Origin of the sequence: Mesorhizobium sp. 113-3-3 (assembly GCF_016756495.1) — a bacterium.
Lineage (GTDB): Bacteria > Pseudomonadota > Alphaproteobacteria > Rhizobiales > Rhizobiaceae > Mesorhizobium.
Genome location: NZ_AP023243.1, coordinates 4,578,470 through 4,597,223 on the forward strand (window position 1 = coordinate 4,578,470; position 18,754 = coordinate 4,597,223).

19 protein-coding genes are annotated in these 18,754 nt (G+C 62.6%); 7 read left to right on the forward strand and 12 right to left on the reverse strand.

Going from position 1 to position 18,754, the window contains the following annotated elements:
- Window positions 1-196: 196 nt before the first annotated feature.
- The 3 genes from lon to clpP all read right to left on the reverse strand — a co-directional run bounded on the left by lon (window position 197) and on the right by clpP (window position 5,082).
- Window positions 197-2,608, reverse strand: coding sequence for an endopeptidase La (lon, locus tag JG746_RS22485; RefSeq protein ID WP_202354726.1), 2,412 nt, complete (start codon window positions 2,606-2,608; stop codon window positions 197-199).
- Window positions 2,609-2,882: 274 nt separating this feature from the next.
- Window positions 2,883-4,157, reverse strand: coding sequence for an ATP-dependent Clp protease ATP-binding subunit ClpX (gene clpX, locus JG746_RS22490; protein ID WP_010915651.1), 1,275 nt, complete (start codon window positions 4,155-4,157; stop codon window positions 2,883-2,885).
- A gap of 295 nt (window positions 4,158-4,452) precedes the next feature.
- Window positions 4,453-5,082 (reverse strand): ATP-dependent Clp endopeptidase proteolytic subunit ClpP, encoded by a 630-nt coding sequence (clpP, locus tag JG746_RS22495; protein WP_202354727.1) that lies wholly within the window; start codon window positions 5,080-5,082, stop codon window positions 4,453-4,455.
- A 338-nt stretch (window positions 5,083-5,420) separates the two neighbouring features.
- Here clpP and JG746_RS22500 point away from each other — a divergent pair, with 338 nt between their 5' ends.
- Entirely contained in the window at window positions 5,421-6,011 is a 591-nt protein-coding gene (locus tag JG746_RS22500) for a hypothetical protein (protein ID WP_202354728.1), read from the forward strand.
- On the opposite strand, the gene JG746_RS22505 is transcribed toward JG746_RS22500, so the two are convergent.
- Window positions 6,008-7,111 carry an NAD(P)/FAD-dependent oxidoreductase gene (locus tag JG746_RS22505; protein ID WP_202354729.1) on the reverse strand — a complete coding sequence of 368 codons (1,104 nt, stop codon included), beginning with the start codon at window positions 7,109-7,111 and terminating at the stop codon, window positions 6,008-6,010. The genes JG746_RS22500 and JG746_RS22505 overlap by 4 nt on opposite strands.
- 104 nt (window positions 7,112-7,215) lie before the next feature.
- Here JG746_RS22505 and JG746_RS22510 point away from each other — a divergent pair, with 104 nt between their 5' ends.
- Window positions 7,216-8,466, forward strand: coding sequence for a cytochrome P450 (locus JG746_RS22510; RefSeq protein ID WP_202354730.1), 1,251 nt, complete (start codon window positions 7,216-7,218; stop codon window positions 8,464-8,466).
- Window positions 8,467-8,602: 136 nt separating this feature from the next.
- Window positions 8,603-9,562: a hypothetical protein gene (locus JG746_RS22515; protein ID WP_244730388.1), complete on the forward strand. Its 960-nt coding sequence runs from the start codon at window positions 8,603-8,605 to the stop codon at window positions 9,560-9,562.
- Here the strand turns inward: JG746_RS22515 and JG746_RS22520 are convergent, their stop codons facing one another.
- The 6 genes from JG746_RS22520 to JG746_RS22545 form a co-directional block, all read right to left on the reverse strand.
- Complete coding sequence (locus tag JG746_RS22520) at window positions 9,563-9,907, reverse strand: cupin domain-containing protein (protein ID WP_202354732.1); 345 nt, start codon at window positions 9,905-9,907, stop codon at window positions 9,563-9,565.
- A gap of 6 nt (window positions 9,908-9,913) precedes the next feature.
- Complete coding sequence (locus JG746_RS22525; RefSeq protein ID WP_019857664.1) at window positions 9,914-11,194, reverse strand: O-acetylhomoserine aminocarboxypropyltransferase; 1,281 nt, start codon at window positions 11,192-11,194, stop codon at window positions 9,914-9,916.
- Between the two features lie 160 nt (window positions 11,195-11,354).
- Window positions 11,355-11,876 carry a CoA-binding protein gene (locus JG746_RS22530; RefSeq protein WP_202354733.1) on the reverse strand — a complete coding sequence of 174 codons (522 nt, stop codon included), beginning with the start codon at window positions 11,874-11,876 and terminating at the stop codon, window positions 11,355-11,357.
- Complete coding sequence (locus JG746_RS22535) at window positions 11,873-12,649, reverse strand: AAA family ATPase (protein WP_202354734.1); 777 nt, start codon at window positions 12,647-12,649, stop codon at window positions 11,873-11,875. The genes JG746_RS22530 and JG746_RS22535 overlap by 4 nt, the downstream gene beginning before the upstream one ends.
- On the reverse strand, window positions 12,649-13,071 hold the full coding sequence (locus JG746_RS22540) for a VOC family protein (protein WP_202354735.1): 423 nt from the start codon (window positions 13,069-13,071) through the stop codon (window positions 12,649-12,651). The genes JG746_RS22535 and JG746_RS22540 overlap by 1 nt, the downstream gene beginning before the upstream one ends.
- A 2-nt stretch (window positions 13,072-13,073) precedes the next feature.
- Window positions 13,074-13,895 carry an enoyl-CoA hydratase gene (locus JG746_RS22545; RefSeq protein ID WP_202354736.1) on the reverse strand — a complete coding sequence of 274 codons (822 nt, stop codon included), beginning with the start codon at window positions 13,893-13,895 and terminating at the stop codon, window positions 13,074-13,076.
- 154 nt (window positions 13,896-14,049) lie between these two features.
- Here JG746_RS22545 and JG746_RS22550 point away from each other — a divergent pair, with 154 nt between their 5' ends.
- The 4 genes from JG746_RS22550 to rpsI all read left to right on the forward strand — a co-directional run bounded on the left by JG746_RS22550 (window position 14,050) and on the right by rpsI (window position 16,142).
- Entirely contained in the window at window positions 14,050-14,499 is a 450-nt protein-coding gene (locus tag JG746_RS22550; protein ID WP_202354737.1) for a PaaI family thioesterase, read from the forward strand.
- Between the two features lie 38 nt (window positions 14,500-14,537).
- Window positions 14,538-14,936, forward strand: a complete 399-nt coding sequence (locus tag JG746_RS22555; RefSeq protein ID WP_202359437.1) for a type II toxin-antitoxin system HicB family antitoxin — start codon at window positions 14,538-14,540, stop codon at window positions 14,934-14,936.
- Window positions 14,937-15,193: 257 nt separating this feature from the next.
- Window positions 15,194-15,658, forward strand: coding sequence for a 50S ribosomal protein L13 (rplM, locus tag JG746_RS22560; RefSeq protein WP_010915638.1), 465 nt, complete (start codon window positions 15,194-15,196; stop codon window positions 15,656-15,658).
- 1 nt (window position 15,659) lies between these two features.
- Complete coding sequence (gene rpsI / locus JG746_RS22565; protein WP_013895952.1) at window positions 15,660-16,142, forward strand: 30S ribosomal protein S9; 483 nt, start codon at window positions 15,660-15,662, stop codon at window positions 16,140-16,142.
- Between the two features lie 64 nt (window positions 16,143-16,206).
- On the opposite strand, the gene JG746_RS22570 is transcribed toward rpsI, so the two are convergent.
- A complete protein-coding gene (locus tag JG746_RS22570; RefSeq protein WP_244730391.1) occupies window positions 16,207-17,613 on the reverse strand; it encodes an MFS transporter in 1,407 nt (468 codons plus the stop codon).
- A 64-nt stretch (window positions 17,614-17,677) separates the two neighbouring features.
- Window positions 17,678-18,736, reverse strand: a complete 1,059-nt coding sequence (locus tag JG746_RS22575; RefSeq protein WP_202354738.1) for a glycerophosphodiester phosphodiesterase family protein — start codon at window positions 18,734-18,736, stop codon at window positions 17,678-17,680.
- Window positions 18,737-18,754 lie beyond the last annotated feature (18 nt).

Consider the following 18,754-nt stretch of genomic DNA (forward strand, 5'->3'; position numbering starts at 1 on the left):
AAAATTCCCTTCCATGAGAACACCGGAACTAACGACTCATCCGGCAGGAAACGGACTTTAGAAAGAAGCGTTCCCGCAACCAAGTCGAAAAGCCTGGAAAAAGTGGAAAAAAGCCCGGAAATCCGGGGTTTTTCACATGAAAAAGCCGGGCGCGAGGCCCGGCTTTCCGTTTGTGCACTGCAACCTTAGAAAAAATCTAATGTGCGAGCGATTTTCCGGTGTCGTCGACACTGTCGGTCGTGGCCGGTGGATTGACCGGTTCGACCCATTCGATCGGCTCCGGCATACGCACCAGCGCATGGCGCAACACCTCACCGACGCGCGAGACCGGAATGATCTCCATGCCGTTCTTCACATTGTCCGGAATCTCCGCCAGATCCTTGGCGTTGTCTTCCGGGATCAGCACCTTCTTGATGCCGCCGCGCAGTGCGGCGAGCAGCTTTTCCTTGAGGCCGCCGATCGGCAAGATGCGGCCGCGAAGCGTTATCTCGCCAGTCATCGCCACATCGGCCCGGACCGGAATGCCCGTCAGCACCGACACGATGGCTGTCGCCATGGCCGCACCTGCGGACGGGCCGTCCTTCGGCGTGGCGCCTTCCGGCAAGTGCACGTGGATGTCGCGCTTGTCGAAGAGCGGCGGCTCGATACCGAAATCGAGGGCTCTCGAGCGGACATAGGAGGCCGCCGCCGAGATCGATTCCTTCATCACGTCGCGCAGATTGCCGGTCACCGTCATGCGGCCCTTGCCGGGCATCATGACGCCTTCGACCGTCAGCAGCTCGCCGCCGACTTCCGTCCAGGCAAGACCGGTGACGACACCGACCTGATCGTCGGCCTCGACCTGACCGAAGCGATAGCGCTGGACACCAAGGTAGTCGGCGAGGTTCGCCGCCGTGATGCTCACCGTCTTCTTCTTCGTCTTCAGGATCTCGGTCACGGCCTTGCGGCCGAGCTTCATCAGCTCGCGCTCCAGGCTCCGGACGCCCGCTTCACGGGTGTAGGTCTGGATGATGGCGCGGATCGCATCCTCGCCGACGGAGAACTCCTTCGGCTGCAGCGCGTGATCGCGGATCACCTTCGGCATCAGGTGCCGCTTGGCGATTTCGATCTTCTCGTCCTCGGTGTAGCCGGCGATACGGATGATCTCCATGCGGTCCATCAAGGGCGCAGGGATGTTCAGCGTATTGGCCGTCGTCACGAACATCACGCTCGACAGGTCGTATTCGACCTCGAGGTAATGGTCCATGAACGTCGAGTTCTGCTCGGGATCGAGCACCTCGAGCAGCGCCGACGACGGATCGCCACGGAAGTCCTGGCCCATCTTGTCGATCTCGTCGAGCAGGAAGAGCGGGTTGGACTTCTTCGCCTTCTTCATCGACTGGATGACCTTGCCGGGCATCGAGCCGATATAGGTGCGCCGATGGCCACGGATCTCGGCTTCGTCACGCACGCCGCCCAGCGCCATGCGGATGAATTCGCGACCGGTCGCCTTGGCGATCGACTTGCCGAGCGAGGTCTTGCCGACGCCGGGAGGGCCGACGAGGCACAGGATCGGCCCCTTCAGCTTCTTCTGACGGCTCTGCACGGCCAGATACTCGACGATGCGGTCCTTGACCTTGTCGAGGCCGAAATGGTCGGTGTCGAGCACGTTCTGGGCGTAAGCCAGGTCCTGCTTGACCTTGGAGTTCTTGCCCCACGGGATCGACAGCAGCCAATCGAGATAATTGCGCACGACGGTCGATTCAGCCGACATCGGCGACATCGTCCTGAGCTTCTTCAACTCGGCTTCCGCCTTTTCGCGGGCCTCCTTGGAGAGCTTGGTCTTCTTGATGCGCGCCTCGATCTCGGCGGCCTCGTCGCGGCCGTCCTCGCCTTCGCCGAGCTCCTTCTGGATCGCCTTCATCTGCTCGTTGAGGTAGTATTCGCGCTGCGTCTTCTCCATCTGGCGCTTGACGCGCGAGCGGATGCGCTTCTCAACCTGCAGGACGGAGATTTCGGCTTCCATGAAGCCCATCGCCTTTTCCAGCCGCTCCTTGACCGAGAGCGTGGCCAGCATCTCCTGCTTTTCAGGGATCTTGATGGCGAGATGCGAGGCAACCGTGTCGGCGAGCTTGGAATAGTCGTCGATCTGGCTGGCGGCACCCACCACTTCAGGCGAGATCTTCTTGTTCAGCTTGACGTAGTTCTCGAAGTCGGTGACGACCGAGCGGGCCAGCGCCTCGACCTCGACCTCTTCCTCTTCCGGCTCGACCAGCGCGGTGGCGCGGGCTTCGTGGAAGTCGGGACGGTCGGTGAACGAAACGATCTTGGCACGCGAAGCGCCCTCGACCAGAACCTTGACGGTGCCGTCGGGCAGCTTCAGCAATTGCAGCACATTGGCGAGCGTGCCGATGTCGAAGATGGCATCGGGCTCGGGATCGTCATCGGCGGCATTCATCTGGGTGGCAAGCAGGATCTGCTTCTCCTGACCCATCACCTCTTCCAGCGCCTTGATCGACTTTTCGCGCCCGACAAAGAGCGGAACGATCATGTGCGGGAACACCACGATGTCGCGCAGTGGGAGGACTGCGAAGACGCCGTCGCTGGGAGCCTTGGATATTTTGGCCATTGTCCAACCTTTCATGTCGCGGTCGCCATCAGGCCAACCGCGAATCTTATATTAACGACCGGGGATCGTTCCGCCTACCACCGTTTGTGACGGGAGTTTTACAGCACAGAAATCGGGCACCTCGGCCTTCTCGTGTTAGGTGGATGCAAGCGGGGCAAAGATCAAGAGTTAACATCGCCGGCAAATCCACTCCATCGCGAAGGCCGCATGCCCCACACAGCAAAACGGCGCCGCAACGGCGCCGTTCCACAAAAAAATGAGGTCAGGTGCCATGTCAGGCGCTGACATTGCCCTTCTTTTCCTTCTGCTCGGAATAGATGTAGAGCGGCCGGGCGCTGCCGGTCACCACTTCTTCCGAAATCACCACCTCGCGCACGCCTTCGAGCGCGGGCAGTTCGAACATGGTGTCGAGCAGGATCGCTTCCATGATCGAACGCAGGCCGCGGGCGCCGGTCTTGCGCTCGATGGCGCGCTTGGCGATCGCCGACAGGGCGTTTTCGTGGAAGGTCAGGTCGACATTTTCCATCTCGAACAGCCGCTGGTACTGCTTGACCAGAGCGTTCTTCGGCTCGGTCAGGATCTGGATCAGCGCCGGCTCGTCGAGGTCCTCCAGCGTCGCCAGGACGGGCAGACGGCCGACGAACTCCGGAATGAGGCCGAACTTCAGGAGATCCTCGGGCTCGACCTGGCGGAAGATGTCGCCGGTGCGACGATCCTCGGGCGAGGCGACCGTGGCGCCGAAGCCGATCGAGGTCTTTCTGCCGCGATCCGAGATGATCTTGTCCAGGCCGGCAAAGGCGCCGCCGCAGATGAACAGGATGTTGGCGGTGTCGACCTGCAGGAATTCCTGCTGCGGATGCTTCCTGCCGCCCTGGGGCGGCACGGAGGCGACCGTGCCTTCCATGATCTTCAGCAGCGCCTGCTGCACGCCCTCGCCCGACACGTCGCGGGTGATCGAGGGATTGTCGGACTTGCGCGAAATCTTGTCGATCTCGTCGATGTAGACGATGCCGCGCTGGGCCCGCTCGACATTGTAGTCGGCCGACTGCAGGAGCTTCAGGATGATGTTCTCGACGTCCTCGCCGACATAACCGGCTTCGGTCAGCGTCGTCGCGTCAGCCATGGTGAACGGCACGTCGATGATGCGGGCCAGCGTCTGCGCGAGCAGCGTCTTGCCGCAACCGGTCGGGCCGATCAAAAGGATGTTGGACTTGGCCAGTTCGACATCGTTGTTCTTGCCGGCATGCGCGAGGCGCTTGTAGTGGTTGTGGACCGCCACCGACAGCACGCGCTTGGCGTAGGGCTGACCGATGACATAGTCGTCGAGAACCTTGAGGATCTCCTGCGGTGTCGGCACGCCCTCGCGCGACTTCACCATCGAGGTTTTGTTCTCCTCGCGGATGATATCCATGCAGAGCTCGACGCATTCGTCGCAGATGAAGACCGTCGGACCGGCGATCAGCTTGCGCACCTCATGCTGGCTTTTGCCGCAAAACGAGCAATAAAGCGTGTTCTTCGAGTCACCGCTGTTGTTGCCGACCTTGCTCATTTTCCTGTCCTTTCATCGCCGCCCGCCGATGGTCTGGCTGAAAGGGCGCATACTCTATTTATCGCGGGAATCCGCCGCCGCCAGTGTCCCGGCTCCCGCAACGTATTCCGTACGAAACACAAATCAGAAAACGTGGCAATGATTCGCAGCAACCCCACACAAAGCTAAGCCGTCGAAAATCAACATAGCCTTAACGTAGGCAATCCCGACCGTCGAGGGAACAGCCAATTGTGGCCGAAATGCCGCAAGACGCGCCAAAAGCGCGTGATGGTGTCATCCAACTGCCACCAAGCCCTTATGCCACGGCGCCTTCCACCGGCTCGCGCGACGAAATGACCTTGTCGATGAGGCCGAAATCCTTGGCTTCGTCGGCCGTCATGAAATGGTCGCGATCGAGCGTACGTTCGATCTCCTCGTAGCTCTTGCCGGTGTGCTTGACATAGACCTCGTTGAGGCGGCGCTTCAGCTTGACGATGTCCATGGCGTGGCGCTCAATGTCGGAGGCCTGGCCCTGGAAGCCGCCGGACGGCTGGTGAACCATGATGCGGGCGTTCGGCGTGGCGAAACGCATGTCCTTGTGGCCGGCGGTCAGAAGCAGCGAGCCCATCGAGGCCGCCTGGCCGATGCAGAGCGTCGACACGGCCGGCTTGATGAACTGCATGGTATCGTAGATCGCCATGCCCGAGGTGACCACGCCGCCCGGCGAATTGATGTAGAGATTGATTTCCTTCTTCGGGTTCTCGGCTTCGAGGAACAGGAGCTGCGCGCAGACCAGCGTCGCCATGCCGTCCTCGACCGGACCGGTGATGAAAATGATGCGCTCCTTGAGGAGGCGCGAGAAGATGTCGTAGGCCCGCTCGCCGCGATTGGTCTGTTCGACCACCATCGGAACGAGGTTCATGTAGGTTTCGACGGGGTTCTTCATCAGTTATCTCTTATCTCGCGGTGGGATTCCGGCGCCGGGAATGCTGGCAGATCGGGCAGAATCGGTTCTGGATCGTTGTTCCGTAGATAGGATGCCGGCTCATCCTTGTGCAAGGCCGACCCGTCCTAGCCATCTGGGTAAGTCGAATCAAGCTTTACGGCAAGGAATCGCACCGCCGGAGGCCCACGCCGCTCCGGAGCGGACGGTACCGGTCCGCAACGTAGCAGTTTCTTAACCGCGTCACTTAACGAAATGCGGCAAAATCGCTTTTCTCCGGGACCGCTTCCCCTACAATTCAGCGTTGAACTTGCGCCTAAAGTTCAAACAGGGGGAGTGTCATGTTCAGGAGAAGCGCATCCTTCGCCATTGCCGGGCTGGCCATGCTCGGCACGGCTTCGCAGACGGCGGCCGGCGGCCGTGCGGTGGAATGCTACGAACCGGTCCGCACGCCTGATGTCTACGACACCGTCTATGAAGACGTGATGGTCAGCCCGCCCGGCCAGCAGGTCGATTACACCCCGCCCATCTACGGCACACGCGAACGCGTGGTGATGACCGTTCCAGCGCAGGTGACGTACGAGGTCGTGCCCGCCGTCACCCGCACCGTCTACCGCACGGTGAGGGTCGATGGCGGCGGCTATTCCTGGGAATGGCGCGTCATCCATGGCCGCAAGGTGCTGTGCAAGGTCTGGCACAAGGCACGTTATGAACGCGTCGCCGAGACGGTGGTGATCCAGCCGGAGCGCACGCGTCGCGTCGTCATCCCGGCGCAATACGACCGGATCGCCGAGGAGGTGCTGGTGCGGCCGGAGCAAAGACGCATCATCGATGTCCCCGCCTCCTACCAGACCGTCACGCGGCGCGTTCTGGTCAGGGAAGGGTCGTCAGGCTGGCGGCGCGTGCATATTCCCAGGCACTGCCAGGATTAGGCAACCTCCGCCCGCAGCCAACGCTTCAGGCCGGCGACATCGCCGTTGCCGACGGTCGCCGCAACACGCCTGCCGACGGCCGCGCCGAACTTGTAGCCGTGGCCTGAGCAGGCCGAGACAACAAGGCACTTGCCCTTCGCATGCGCCATGAACTTTTCGTCTGCGGTGAAGGTGTAGGCGCAGGTGACGACCTCGGTCACCTCATACTCCGCGATACGGGCGATCGGCGGCGAAAACAGGTTGCGGATCGCCTCGCCCTCGCCCGGCACCGGCTGACGGTTCCAGTCGGCGTCGCTGGTCGGCACCCTGTGCAGGCCAGAGCCGAATTTCATGCCGGCGCCGCCGGAGGGCGGGATCACGTAGCCATCGACAGCGCCGCCGACGTCGAGGACGACCGGTGCCGCCGCCCAGGCCGCCTTCAGGTCAGCCGGCGGTTCGACATAGGCAAGGGCCGTCCGATAGGTCTTCAGTTCGCCGTCCAGTTCCGGAAACAGCTTCAGCACCCAGGCGCCGGCGGCGACGACGATGCCGTCGGCATGCATGGTTTCGCCGCTTTCGAGCACGATGTGGCCCGTTTCGGAGTCGATCGCGGTGACCTTGCTGTTTTCGTAGACATTGGCGCCGTTGGCGCGCAGCCAGGAGGCAAGGCCGGAAGCGATCTTGCGGCAATGCAGCGCGCCGCCTTCAGGCGAATGATAGGCATAACGGAACGTGCCCGGCTCAAGGAAAGGCCAGCGCTTGACCGCGGCGTCGGGCTCGAACAGTTCGAAGGGGAAATTCCCCTCTTCCAGGCCCTCACGGTATTCCTCGGCCTCGTCGCCCGGTTCGCGCGAAATGCAGACGAAACCGCGTGCATCGAGATGGCTTTCGCCGAGATCGGTCCACATCTCGTCCCAGGCCTCATAGGCTTCGGTGATCAGCCTGCCGTAGCCGGTTCCGGTCCGATAGGCGCGGCGGATGATGCGGTGATGGTCGCCTGACGCGGCCAGCGGGTTGGGGATCGGTCCCTGCTCGACGATCGAGACGCTGTGGCCGGCCTTGACCAGCGACCACGCCGTGGAGAGACCGGCAATACCCGCGCCGACAACGATCACATTCATGCGTTCAGACTTTCCGCGGCCGCGCCGGCTGGCTCAATTCATTGGACGGCGGGCGCCAACATACGGTCTGGAATGAGGCTGGCAAGCCGCGCTATGGGTCTGGCATGACCAATTCGACGCTGCCCTACCTGGCCTTTGATCCAGCCACTCGCCACCTGCGGCTCGACCCGCACGAGCCGGCTTTCTTCCTGAACCCGTACGAGGCCTATGCCTCCCTGCACGGCGTCTCGAATGCCTTCTTCTGGGAGGAATTCGGCTTCTGGTGCTTTGGCGGCTTCGACGACGTCAACCGGCTGCTGCGCGACCGCCGCTTCGGTCGCCAGAACCCCGCCGGCATTCCCGACAGCCGTGGCGTCGGCCAGGACCGAGGCCATCTCAGGGCATTCGACGGCATCGAGGCAAACTCCATGCTGGAACTGGAACCGCCGGTGCACACGCGGCTGAGAACACTGGTCAATCGCGCCTTCGTCTCGCGCCAGGTCGAGCGGCTGCGGCCGCGGGTCGAGGCGCTCGCCAACGAACTGATCGACCGCTTCGATCCGGCCGGACCGGTCGACCTTTTGCCCGCCTTCGCTTCTCCCCTGCCGATCACCATCATCGCCGAAATGCTCGGCGTGCCGGTCGAGATGGGGCCGCAACTGCTCGACTGGTCGCATCAAATGGTCGCCATGTACATCCATGGCCGTAGCCGCGAGACCGAGGAGACGGCCAATCGCGCCGCGGGCGAATTTGCCGATTTCCTGCGCGGCTACGTCACCGAGCGGCGCAGGAATCCCGGCGACGACCTCTTGTCGCTGCTGATCTCGGCGCAAGAGGACGGTCAGAAACTCACCGAGGATGAAATGGTGTCCTCCGCCATCCTGCTGCTCAATGCCGGCCATGAGGCCACCGTGCACCAGACCGGCAACGCCGTGCGCTCGATCCTGGCGCAAGGCGGCGATCCCAGCCGTTTCTTCAAATCGGCGGAAGCGGCAGCTGCAACCGTCGAAGAATGCCTGCGCTTCGACGCGCCGCTGCATATGTTCATGCGCTACGCCTATCAGGAGATCGAGATTGCACCCGGCATCGTCGTGCACCCGGGGCAGACCATCGGGCTCTTGCTCGGCATGGCCAACCATGACCCGCGCGCCTTTGCCGAACCGCAGGCCTTCCGGCCGGATCGCACCGACCAGAAGAACGTGTCCTTCGGCGCCGGCATCCATTTCTGCATCGGCGCGCCGCTGGCGCGGCTCGAACTGCAGGTGTCGCTGAAGACCTTGTTCGAACGGCATCCGCAACTGCATCTTGCCGAACAGCCCCGCTTCCGCGACACTTACCACTTCCATGGGCTGGAAACGCTCGCCGTCGGTTTCTGAACGATCGCGAGCCTGGGGCTGCGCGATGAGACTGTTCTGGAGACCGGCGACGGCGTTCGCATTGGCGTTGCTATGCGCCTGCCTGGGCATGGCGCGCGCCCAGCAACAGCCGGAAAATATCCCGTGGGAGAACAGCATGGCCATCGCCCAGAAGATGGCAATGGTGCTCCTGGAACGGCAGACCGGATCGAAGGGCCTGCCGCTGGCGTCCTTCGCCATCGAGGTCGATCTCAATCTGGACGGCTTGCCTGAAATCTTCGCCTACCGCTATGCGCCGGGCTGCGACGGGGTCAAATGCGGCAACTTCCTGTTCGTCCTGGAAGACGACAGCTATCATGAGGTTCTGGGCGACATTCCCGGCGTGCGACTGGTGCCGCAGGACAAGATCGCACTCAGCCCCTTCAAACGTAACGATTTTTTCGACATCCAATCCGACACGCTGACGATCGGTTGGGACGGAAAGCGCTATCTCGACGCTTCCACCTTCCCGGCTTCGACGCTCGATGGCGCAGCCTTCGTGGCCGCCTGTCAGAAAAACAAGTTGGGCGAGCAGCCGGCCGAGGGGGAAGCGGAACAGGCGGCCACGGCATGCCAATGCCAGGTCAACCGATTTCAGGTCGTCGGCTTCAAACAGGCCGACCTTGATGCCTACACGGCTTCGATTGCCGGGCAGGAAATCGAGTATCCAATAGGCGACAAGGAAGATGCCTGGCTCGCTTTGTCGAAAAGTGCCCAGGACGTCGCCACCGGCTGTGACGTGGCGAGCGGCAAAAGCCAATGGCCGCCGGCCTATTTCGATCATGGGGACCAGCCGCAGCAGAAGCTGAACTTCAATGGCTTCCTCGACGCCTGCCCGGTGCAGGATTTCATCCTGACCAACCACAAGACTGGTTCGCCGGACCGCGCGCTCGCGCTTTGCGGATGCGTCGCGCGCGAAATCCCGACCTATGGCGTCAGCCAGCAGGGGCTCGACCTCCTGGCGCAATATTATCGCGACGAGATATCTGACGCCGATATCGAGGCCCAGGACGCCGATCTGCTGACGGCGCACGACAAGGCGTCGGAAGCCTGCCTCAGCCAGTTTCCGGTGAAATGATCACAGCTTGATCACATACTCCTTGCGGGTCGTTTCAAGCACTTCCCAGCTGCCCCTGAAGCCCGGCCTCAGAACGAAACTGTCGCCGGTCTTGACGGTGTGAGCTTGCCCCCCATCTTCCGCGATCACCGAAACGCCGGACAGGATGTGGCAGAACTCCCATTCGTCATAGACGATGCGCCATTTGCCGGGAGTCGATTCCCAGATGCCGGCATAGAGGCCGCCGTCCCGCTCCTCGACATTCCAGGTACGGAATTTCGGATCGCCCGAGATCAGCCGGTCCGGCGCGGGCGCGCCGGATTCGGGTTCGACGCTCTTGGTGTCGACTGAAAGAAAAGCAGCCATCAGCAATCAAACCTTGGCGAGTGCCTGTTCGAGGTCGGCGACGATATCGGTAACGTCCTCGATGCCGATCGAAAGCCGCACGGTGTCCGGGCCGGCGCCGGCCTTGACCTTCTGCTCGTCGGAAAGCTGGCGGTGCGTGGTCGAGGCCGGGTGGATGACCAGCGATTTGGTGTCGCCGACATTGGCCAGGTGCGAGAACAGTTCCAGCGCCTCGACGAATTTGACGCCGGCCTCGTAGCCGCCCTTGAGGCCGAAGGTGAACACGGCGCCTGCGCCCAGCGGCGAGTATTTCTTCTGCAGCGCATTGTTCTTGTCGCTGGGAAGGCCGGGATAATTCACCCAGGCAACCTTGGGGTGATTGGACAGCCAGCCGGCGACGGTGACGGCGTTGTCGCAATGGCGCTGCATGCGCAGCGGTAGGGTTTCCAGGCCGGTCAGGATGAGGAAGGCGTTGAACGGCGAGATCGCCGGGCCGAGATCGCGCAGGCCGAGCACGCGCGCGGCGATGGCGAAAGCGAAATTGCCGAAGGTTTCGTGCAGGACGAGGCCGCCATATTCGGGGCGCGGCTCGGACAGCATCGGGTATTTGCCCGACTTCGACCAGTCGAAGGTGCCGCCATCGACTATGACGCCGCCGATCGAATTGCCGTGGCCGCCGATGAACTTGGTCAGCGAATGGACGACGATGTCGGCGCCATGCTCGATCGGCCGGATCAGATAGGGCGAGGCCAGCGTGTTGTCGACGATCAGCGGCAGGCCATGCTTGCGGGCGATGTCGCCGATCTTCTCGATGTCGACGAAAGTGCCGCCAGGATTGGCCAGGCTCTCGATGAAGATCGCTTTGGTCCTGTCGTCGATCTGGCTCTCGAAGGTCGAGATGTCGTTGGTATCGGCCCAACGCACCTCCCAGCCATAATTCTTGAAGGCATGGCCGAACTGGTTGATCGAGCCGCCATAAAGCCTGGTCGCGGCGACGAAATTGTCGCCCGGCTGCATCAGATTGTGGAACACGATGACCTGCGCGGCGTGGCCGGACGCGACCGCAAGGGCGGCCGTTCCGCCCTCAAGTGCGGCGACGCGCTCTTCAAGCACGGCCTGCGTCGGGTTCATGATGCGGGTGTAGATGTTGCCGAAGGCCTTCAGGCCGAACAGCGACGCGGCGTGGTCGGCATCGTCGAAGACGAAGGAGGTCGTCTGGTAGATCGGCGTGGCGCGCGCGCCGGTGGCCGGATCGGGCTTGGCGCCGGCATGGACGGCGAGCGTGTTGAAACCGGGCGTACGGGTCACTTAAAACCTCCCTCGAGAAATTTCTGAAAATCGCCGGGCATTCTTGGCGAAGCCCGGCTCGGAATGCAAAGAAGAAAATACCCTTCGGCGTGAGACCTTCGACGAAGCTGCAGGAAAATACGGCGTTAGCCGGAATATTTTTGCGCTTCTCGCTGGCGGCCTATTTCTGACGCACGCCGAAACTCTGGAAACCCTGCCGCATCAGCGGTTTCTTCGACGACAGGACGCCTGAATTGACGCCGGTCCAGCCGATCTCACCGGAGAGCTTGCCGTACTCGATCTTGGGGCAGCGGTTCATCACCACCTTGATGCCGGCGGCTTCGGCGCGCGCGGCGGCCTCGTCATGACGCACGCCAAGCTGCATCCAGATGACTTTCGGCAAGGGGTCGAGCCGCAGCACCTCGTCGACGATGCCAGGCACCGCCGATGCGGCGCGAAAAATGTCGACCATGTCGATCGGCCCCGGAATATCGGCCAGCCTGGCATAGGTCATCCGGCCGAGGATCTCCTTGCCGGCCTGACCGGGATTGATCGGGATCACCGAAAACCCCTTGGCCAGCAGGTATTTCAGCACGAAATAGCTCGGCCGCACGTCGTTGGCCGACGCGCCGACCATGGCGATGGTCTTCACCGAATTGAGGATGTCGCCGATGTAGGCATTGTCGTAGCTATCGTGATTCATGCCTCGTCCTCATACAACGCCTCAGTGAGAAAACCATCCGGGTCATTGCTGAAATCGCGCAACATGCGGAAATGGTCCGTATCACGAAAGTCGGCAGGCTCGAGCCCGAAGCGGCTGATGCGGAACAGCTGCGCTCCGGGACAAGCCATCAGCAGCGGTGAGTGCGTGGCCATGATCACCTGCGCGGTGCCCGACTGGTCCATGCGCCGCAGCATCTTCAGCAATTCGATCTGGCGCGACGGCGACAGTGCGCTTTCCGGCTCGTCGAGGATGTAGATGCCTTGCCTGCGGCAGCGCTCCTCGAAGAAGCGGATAAAGCCTTCGCCATGCGACCAGGACAGGAAATCCGGCGGAGCCCCACCAGACGTCAGCGCCGCCTGATCGAGGTAACGAGCGACCGAGTAGAAGGATTCGGCGCGAAAGAACCAGCCGGCAGTGACTTTTGGCAGCCAGTGACCCCGGAATGTGTCTGCCAGCGCAGCGCCACTCTTGTCGATGGCGCCGGAGTGGTCGACTGGGCGATAGCCTTTGCCGCCACCGGCCTCGTCGTAGCCGGCCAGCGCGCCGATCGCCTCAAGAAGCGTGGATTTGCCGGTGCCGTTCTCGCCAACGATAATGGTGATCGGCGTGGTGAATTCGAGTTCGAATTCGTGGCCGCGAAACAGTGGCAGGTTCCAGGGGTACTTTTCCCAGTCCTCGACTCGCGTCGGTTCAAGCAGGATGCGCTTGAGATAGGGGGCCTTGAGCCGCGTCAGTTGCTTGCGGTAGGCCATCAATCAGGCAGCGAAATCGTGCCGTCTTCCGCGATCGGAAAGGCCGGATTGTGCGCCACTTCCCAGATATGGCCGTCGGCATCGGCGAAATAGCCGTACCAGCCGCCCCAGAAGGCGCGGCCGGCCGGCTTGACGATGCGGCCGCCTGCCTTTTCCGCCATGGCGAGCACCTCGTCGACTTCTGCGTCGGAGCGGGTGTTGTAGGCGAGATAGACGGCGGAAGGTGCCTTGGTGAAGGCAAGCCCCGCATCCGCCTCGGCGCTGACGCGCGGAAACAGGCCGAGAATGGCCCCGCCCATCTGGAAGAAGGCGACGCCGTCGGTGATGCCGGTATGCCGTTTCAGGCCCATTGCCTCGTAGAAACGCACCGCGCGATCGAGATCGTCCGTCGCGATCGTGATGATGGAGATGCGCGGTTCCAAGGTTACTCGTCCGTCCATTCCGGCTTGCGCTTGCCGATAAAGGCCCCGATGCCTTCTTCCGCGTCGCGCGCCAGCATGTTCTCGACCATGACGCGGCCGGTATAGGCATAGGCGTCCGCCAGTCCCATTTCGGCCTGCGCGTAGAAGGCTTCCTTGCCGGTCTTGACCACCAAAGATGATTTGGAAGCAATGGTTTGCGCGTATTTGGTGACGATCTGATTCAGGTATTCGCGCGGCACGACGCGGTTGACCAGGCCGAATTCCTTGGCGGTTGCCGCGTCGATCGTCTCGCCCGTCAACAGCATCTCCATCGCCTGCTTGCGTGAGACATTGCGCGACAGCGCCACCATCGGTGTCGAGCAGAACAGGCCGATGTTGACGCCCGGCGTGCAGAACGTCGCCTCATGCGAGGCGATTGCAAGGTCGCAACTGGCGACCAGTTGCAAGCCGGCGGCTGTCGCCAGGCCGTCGACTTCGGCGATGACCGGCAAGGGATGGCGCACGATCGCCTGCATCAGCTGGGCACAAGCGGCAAAGGTCTCTTCAAAGAAGCCCTTGCCGCGGTCGGTATCGGCGCGGCGCGCCGTCATTTCCTTGAGATCATGGCCGGCACAGAACACTTTTCCCGCAGCCGACAGCACGATGACGCGAACGGCTTTGTCGGCCTTGGCGCGGTCGAGTTCCGCCGTCAGCGCCGCCATCACCGCCAGCGACAGGGCGTTGGCGGGCGGATTGGCGAGGGTGAGGCGCAGCACGCCCTTGTCCAGCCTGCTCGTAACCGGCCCCTCGACAGCGGTAGGCTTGATGGCAAGGATTTCGGCCATGGAAGGTCTCCGCGATTCCGGTCGGCGTTGGCAGACTATCTAATATCGGATCGGGCTTCGTCCAACACCCATCGCTTGCGCCAGATGGCTGAAGGTGTTGCCAGAGGCGCCCTGCCGCGCTCATAGAGGTTTGGCCTAAAAGCGAGAGAACGAGATGCCCGCCCAGACCAACCTCAAGCCGGTGCTGACCGCAGCGCAAGTCAACACGCTGATGGAAACCGTCTATCCGCAACTCAACGACCAGTTCAGATATTACGAGGCCATCGACGTGTTTCCGGGCGGCTGCACCGTGCGGCTCAATGCCGGCGAGCGGCATTTGCGCCCGGGCGGCACCGTATCCGGTCCCTCGCTGTTCACGCTGGCCGACATTGGCGGCTATGTCTGTGTGCTCTCCCATGCCGGGCCGGATGCGCTTTCCGTGACGGTCAATCTCGACATCAACTTCGTGCGCAAAGCCGAGGCCGGGCCGATCGACGGCCATTGCCGCATCCTGAAGCTCGGAAAGAGCCTGATGGTGTTCGATATCGACATCGTTGCCGGGCCGGAAGGACACACGATCGCGCACGCGACTGGCACCTATTCGATCCCGCCGAAGCGGGTGTGATATTGACGCTGGCAACCAGAAGCGCCCCGGAACACGCAATGAAGAATTATTTCGCCTTGGTCGAGAAAGACCCCGACAGCGCGTTCGGTATTCGCTTTCCCGACATTCCCGGATGTTTTTCGGCCGCGGATACGGCCGAGGACCTCGTACCCAATGCGGTTGAAGCCTTGCAATTGTGGGCGGAGGATATGCCGGCTCCAGAGCCGTCCAGCCACGAAGCGATTTTTGCTCTTCCCGATATACGCAACGCGCTTGCCGAAGGCGGCTATCTGGTCTCGGTGCCGCTCATCGACAATGACAGCGCTGTCGTGAGGGCGAATGTGACTTTCGAGCGCGGTGTCTTGCGGGCGATTGACGCCGCGGCACGGGAACGTGGCATAACGCGATCAGCATTCCTTTCCAGCGCGGCTCGCAAGGAAATCGAGGCAAAGCACTGAGATCACCCCAAACAAGCAGTCGTTGATCGATGTGGTAAAATAATACCTTTTATTCAACCTATTGTTTTTGCTTAGTTTTTGTAGACATCTGCTTTTTCCCGCACCTTGACGCAACAACCACCCTCGCCTATAAGCCCTCACGAAGCAGCGGCCCGCAAAGGCCGCCGTTTTGTTATTGGCGGCGGGCAAGCGCTCATCGCCAATCCAAGCAACAAGAAACGCCTTCGCTTTGAAGGTCAAAACCGAGAGCAGAAAACATGACAACCTTTTCGCAGAAGCCTGCGGATGTGGTGAAGAAGTGGATCCTGATCGACGCCGAAGGTCTCGTCGTTGGTCGTCTGGCCACTGTCATCGCCAATCATCTTCGCGGCAAGCACAAGCCGACCTTCACCCCGCATGTCGACGACGGCGACAATGTCATCGTCATCAATGCCGACAAGGTGGTGTTCACCGGCAAGAAATTCACCGACAAGGTCTATTACTGGCACACCGGCCACCCCGGCGGCATCAAGGAGCGCACCGCGCGCCAGCTGCTCGAGGGTCGTTTCCCCGAGCGTGTCGTCGAGAAGGCCGTTGAGCGCATGGTCCCGCGTGGCCCGCTCGGCCGTCGCCAGATGAAGAACCTGCGCGTCTATGCAGGCGCAGAGCATCCGCATGTCGCCCAGCAGCCAGAAGTCCTCGACGTGGCCAAGCTGAATTCCAAGAACAAGAAGGTCGCATAAGATGGCTGAGCTTTCCTCGCTCGCAGAACTGGGCGCCGCCACCGGCAACACCAATACGCAGGCCGCGGCACCCGTCCACGTCCAGAAGCTCGACAAGTCGGGCCGCGCCTATGCCACCGGCAAGCGCAAGAACGCCATTGCGCGTGTCTGGGTGAAGCCGGGTTCCGGCAAGATCGTCGTCAACGACAAGGAATTCGCGACCTATTTCGCGCGTCCGGTCCTGCAGATGATCCTCAACCAGCCGATCATCGCTTCCAACCGCGCAGGCCAGTACGACATCGTCGCCACCGTTGTCGGCGGCGGCCTCTCCGGCCAGGCCGGTGCGGTTCGTCACGGCATCTCCAAGGCGCTGACCTACTACGAGCCGGCGCTGCGCGCCGTGCTCAAGAAGGGCGGCTTCCTGACCCGCGACAGCCGCGTCGTCGAGCGCAAGAAGTACGGCAAGGCGAAGGCCCGCCGCAGCTTCCAGTTCTCGAAGCGCTAAGCGCTACGAAACTTCAGACAATCGAAAAGGCCGCCTCCGGGCGGCCTTTTTGCATTACGCATCCCTATGCGGCGGAATGGTCGGCGTCTCGGATGAACAGGAATGCGCAAAGTGCGGAAACGGCCACGGCAAGCGCTGAGGCCAGGAATGCCAGTTGCATGCCCTGGATCGTGCCCAGCGCCAGAGCGGAGCCAAACAGCGCCACGCCGATCGCCCCGCCCGACTGGCGCACTGTGTTGAGTACGCCCGAGGCTGTTCCCGACATCGCCGTCGGCACGGACGACAGCAGCGCTGTGGTCATGGCGGGTACCGCGAGACCGATGCCGACCGGCAGGAACAGCAGCCGCCACAGCAGTGACAGATAGGACGTGTCGGGCTGGATCAGGGCCATCAGGCCGAAACCGGCCGCGCCGACAAGCAGGCCGATCGCCATCGGCAATCTTGGGCCATAGGTGGCGGCGATGCGCCCGGCGGCAATGTTCGACACGGTGACCGCCGCCATGAATGGCAGGAAGGCAAGCCCGGTCATCTCGGGCGAAAAATGCCTTTCCTGCTGGAAATAGAGGCTGAGCATGAAGATGGTGCCGTAAAGCGTCAGGTTGACCGCCAGTCCGACGAGGCTGGTCGCCGCCGGTACACGACTGGCAAACAGCTTCAGCGGAAACATCGGTGCCTTGGTCCGGCTCTCGACCAGCAGGAACAGGCTTCCGGCCACCGCCGCCACGACCAACCCGCCGATGACAAGCATCGAAGTCCAGCCGGACGAGCCAGTCTCGATGAAGGCGCCCGTCAGCGAAAACAGCGTCAGCACGACAAGCCCCTGCCCGGCCCAGTCGATCGGTGGCCGCTCGGCCTTGAGCGGCGTTTCCTCAAGAAACCGGTAGGCCATCCAGATGGCGAGAGCGCCGATGGGCAGGTTGACCAGAAAAATGCTGGCCCAGCCCAGCGACGCGACCATGAAGCCGCCGAGCACCGGGCCGGCCGACAGCGCTATACCGCCGGCCGCCGTCCACAGGCCGACGGCACGCGCCCGGCGTGGCTTGTCTGAGGCATAGGCACGGTTGAGCAGCGCTAGCGAACACGGCATCAGCAAGGCGGCGCCCGCGCCCTGCACGGCACGCGCCGCGATCAGCACCCAGGGGCTCTGCGCCAGGCCACAGACCAGCGAGGCGATGCTGAACAGCGCCATGCCGCCGACGAACACGCGGCGGGCGCCGATCCTGTCGCCGAGCGCGCCGCCGGCGAGCAGCAGCGAGGCGAAGGCAAGCGTGTAGGCGTCGACCACCCATTGCAGGCCGCCTATGCCCATCGAGAGCGCGGCGCCGATTCTGTTCAGCGCGACATTGACGATGGAGACATCGAGCTGCACCACCACGAAACCGAGACTGGTGGCGGCGACGGTGGCGGCATAGGCCGCGCGGGGTTTGAAAACGATGGTGTCGGGCATGCCCACGGGGTAACGGGTCGTCACTGACACCGTTCCGTCAGGAGAGGCCAGCCTGCGACAATCAGGCCGGGATGCCGATCACGGCATATCAATTGATGCTGGCGGTCGCGGCGGGCTCGATGCGTTCGCCTGTCCCGGCATAGGGCACGCGAAAACCGTTCGCTGAGAGCCAGTCGATGGCTGCCTTTGGCTCGTCGGTCTGGATGATGGTGGCGCCGCGGTCAGCCCAGAAACCCCAGGCTTCGCGCGGCAGACTGGCCTGGACCGCCAGTTCGTCGCCACGGCCGCCGGCGAGGAAGCCGCCCGGCTTGTTGACGATGGCGTAGGTGTCGGCCCAGATGTGCCAGTTACCCCGAACCGCGGCGGCACGCATGCGTGTGCTGAACAGCGGTCCACCGGTTTCGGTCAGGGTTTCGGCGCCTGCCCGCCAGTTGATCAGTTCGATCGCGCGTGGCGAGAAGGCGTGGTCGACCGTTTCGGCGAAACCTGCATCATGCACCGCGTCATCGGCGATGATCGGCATGAACTGGACGCCGCCGCCGATCGCGGCCATGGCCGCCTTCACCGTCGCAATCCTGGTCTGGTTCCAGAGGTTTTCCTTGACGATGACCTGGTCGGCCATGCCGAGATCGCGCGCCACCGCGATCATGCCCGGGAGGTCGCCGACGTCGAGCTTGTTGTCGAGATTGATGAGGATCCTGTCCCTGGTCGCCAGCAGCATTTCGCGCAACGTCGAAACCCTCTCGTCGGTGACGGCGCGGGTGCCCTCGATCACCAGCCGGCAAGCCTTCAGTTCCGCCAACGTGTATTTCACCACCTCGCCCTTGCAGGTCGTGGTGCGGTCGAGCCAGCTGTCATGCATGACGACGAAAGCGCCGTCCTTCGAGCGCCTGATGTCGACCTCGACAATCTCGGCGCCCATCGCGATCGATCCTTCGACAGCGGCGCGCGAATTTTCCGCATAGAGCGTCTTGCCGGCCTGCATGCTGCCGGCCCGATGCGCGGCCACCATGACATGGTCGCGCCACTGGTTGGCATGCTCGAAGCGGTCGAGGATCTGCCTGGCGCGGCTTTCGCCCGCAAAGGCCTGACCGGAGACGGCCGCAAGGGCGGTGCAAAGCAGAAGGCTCAGCCAGATTGTCCGCATCGAGAATCGCTCCTTGCC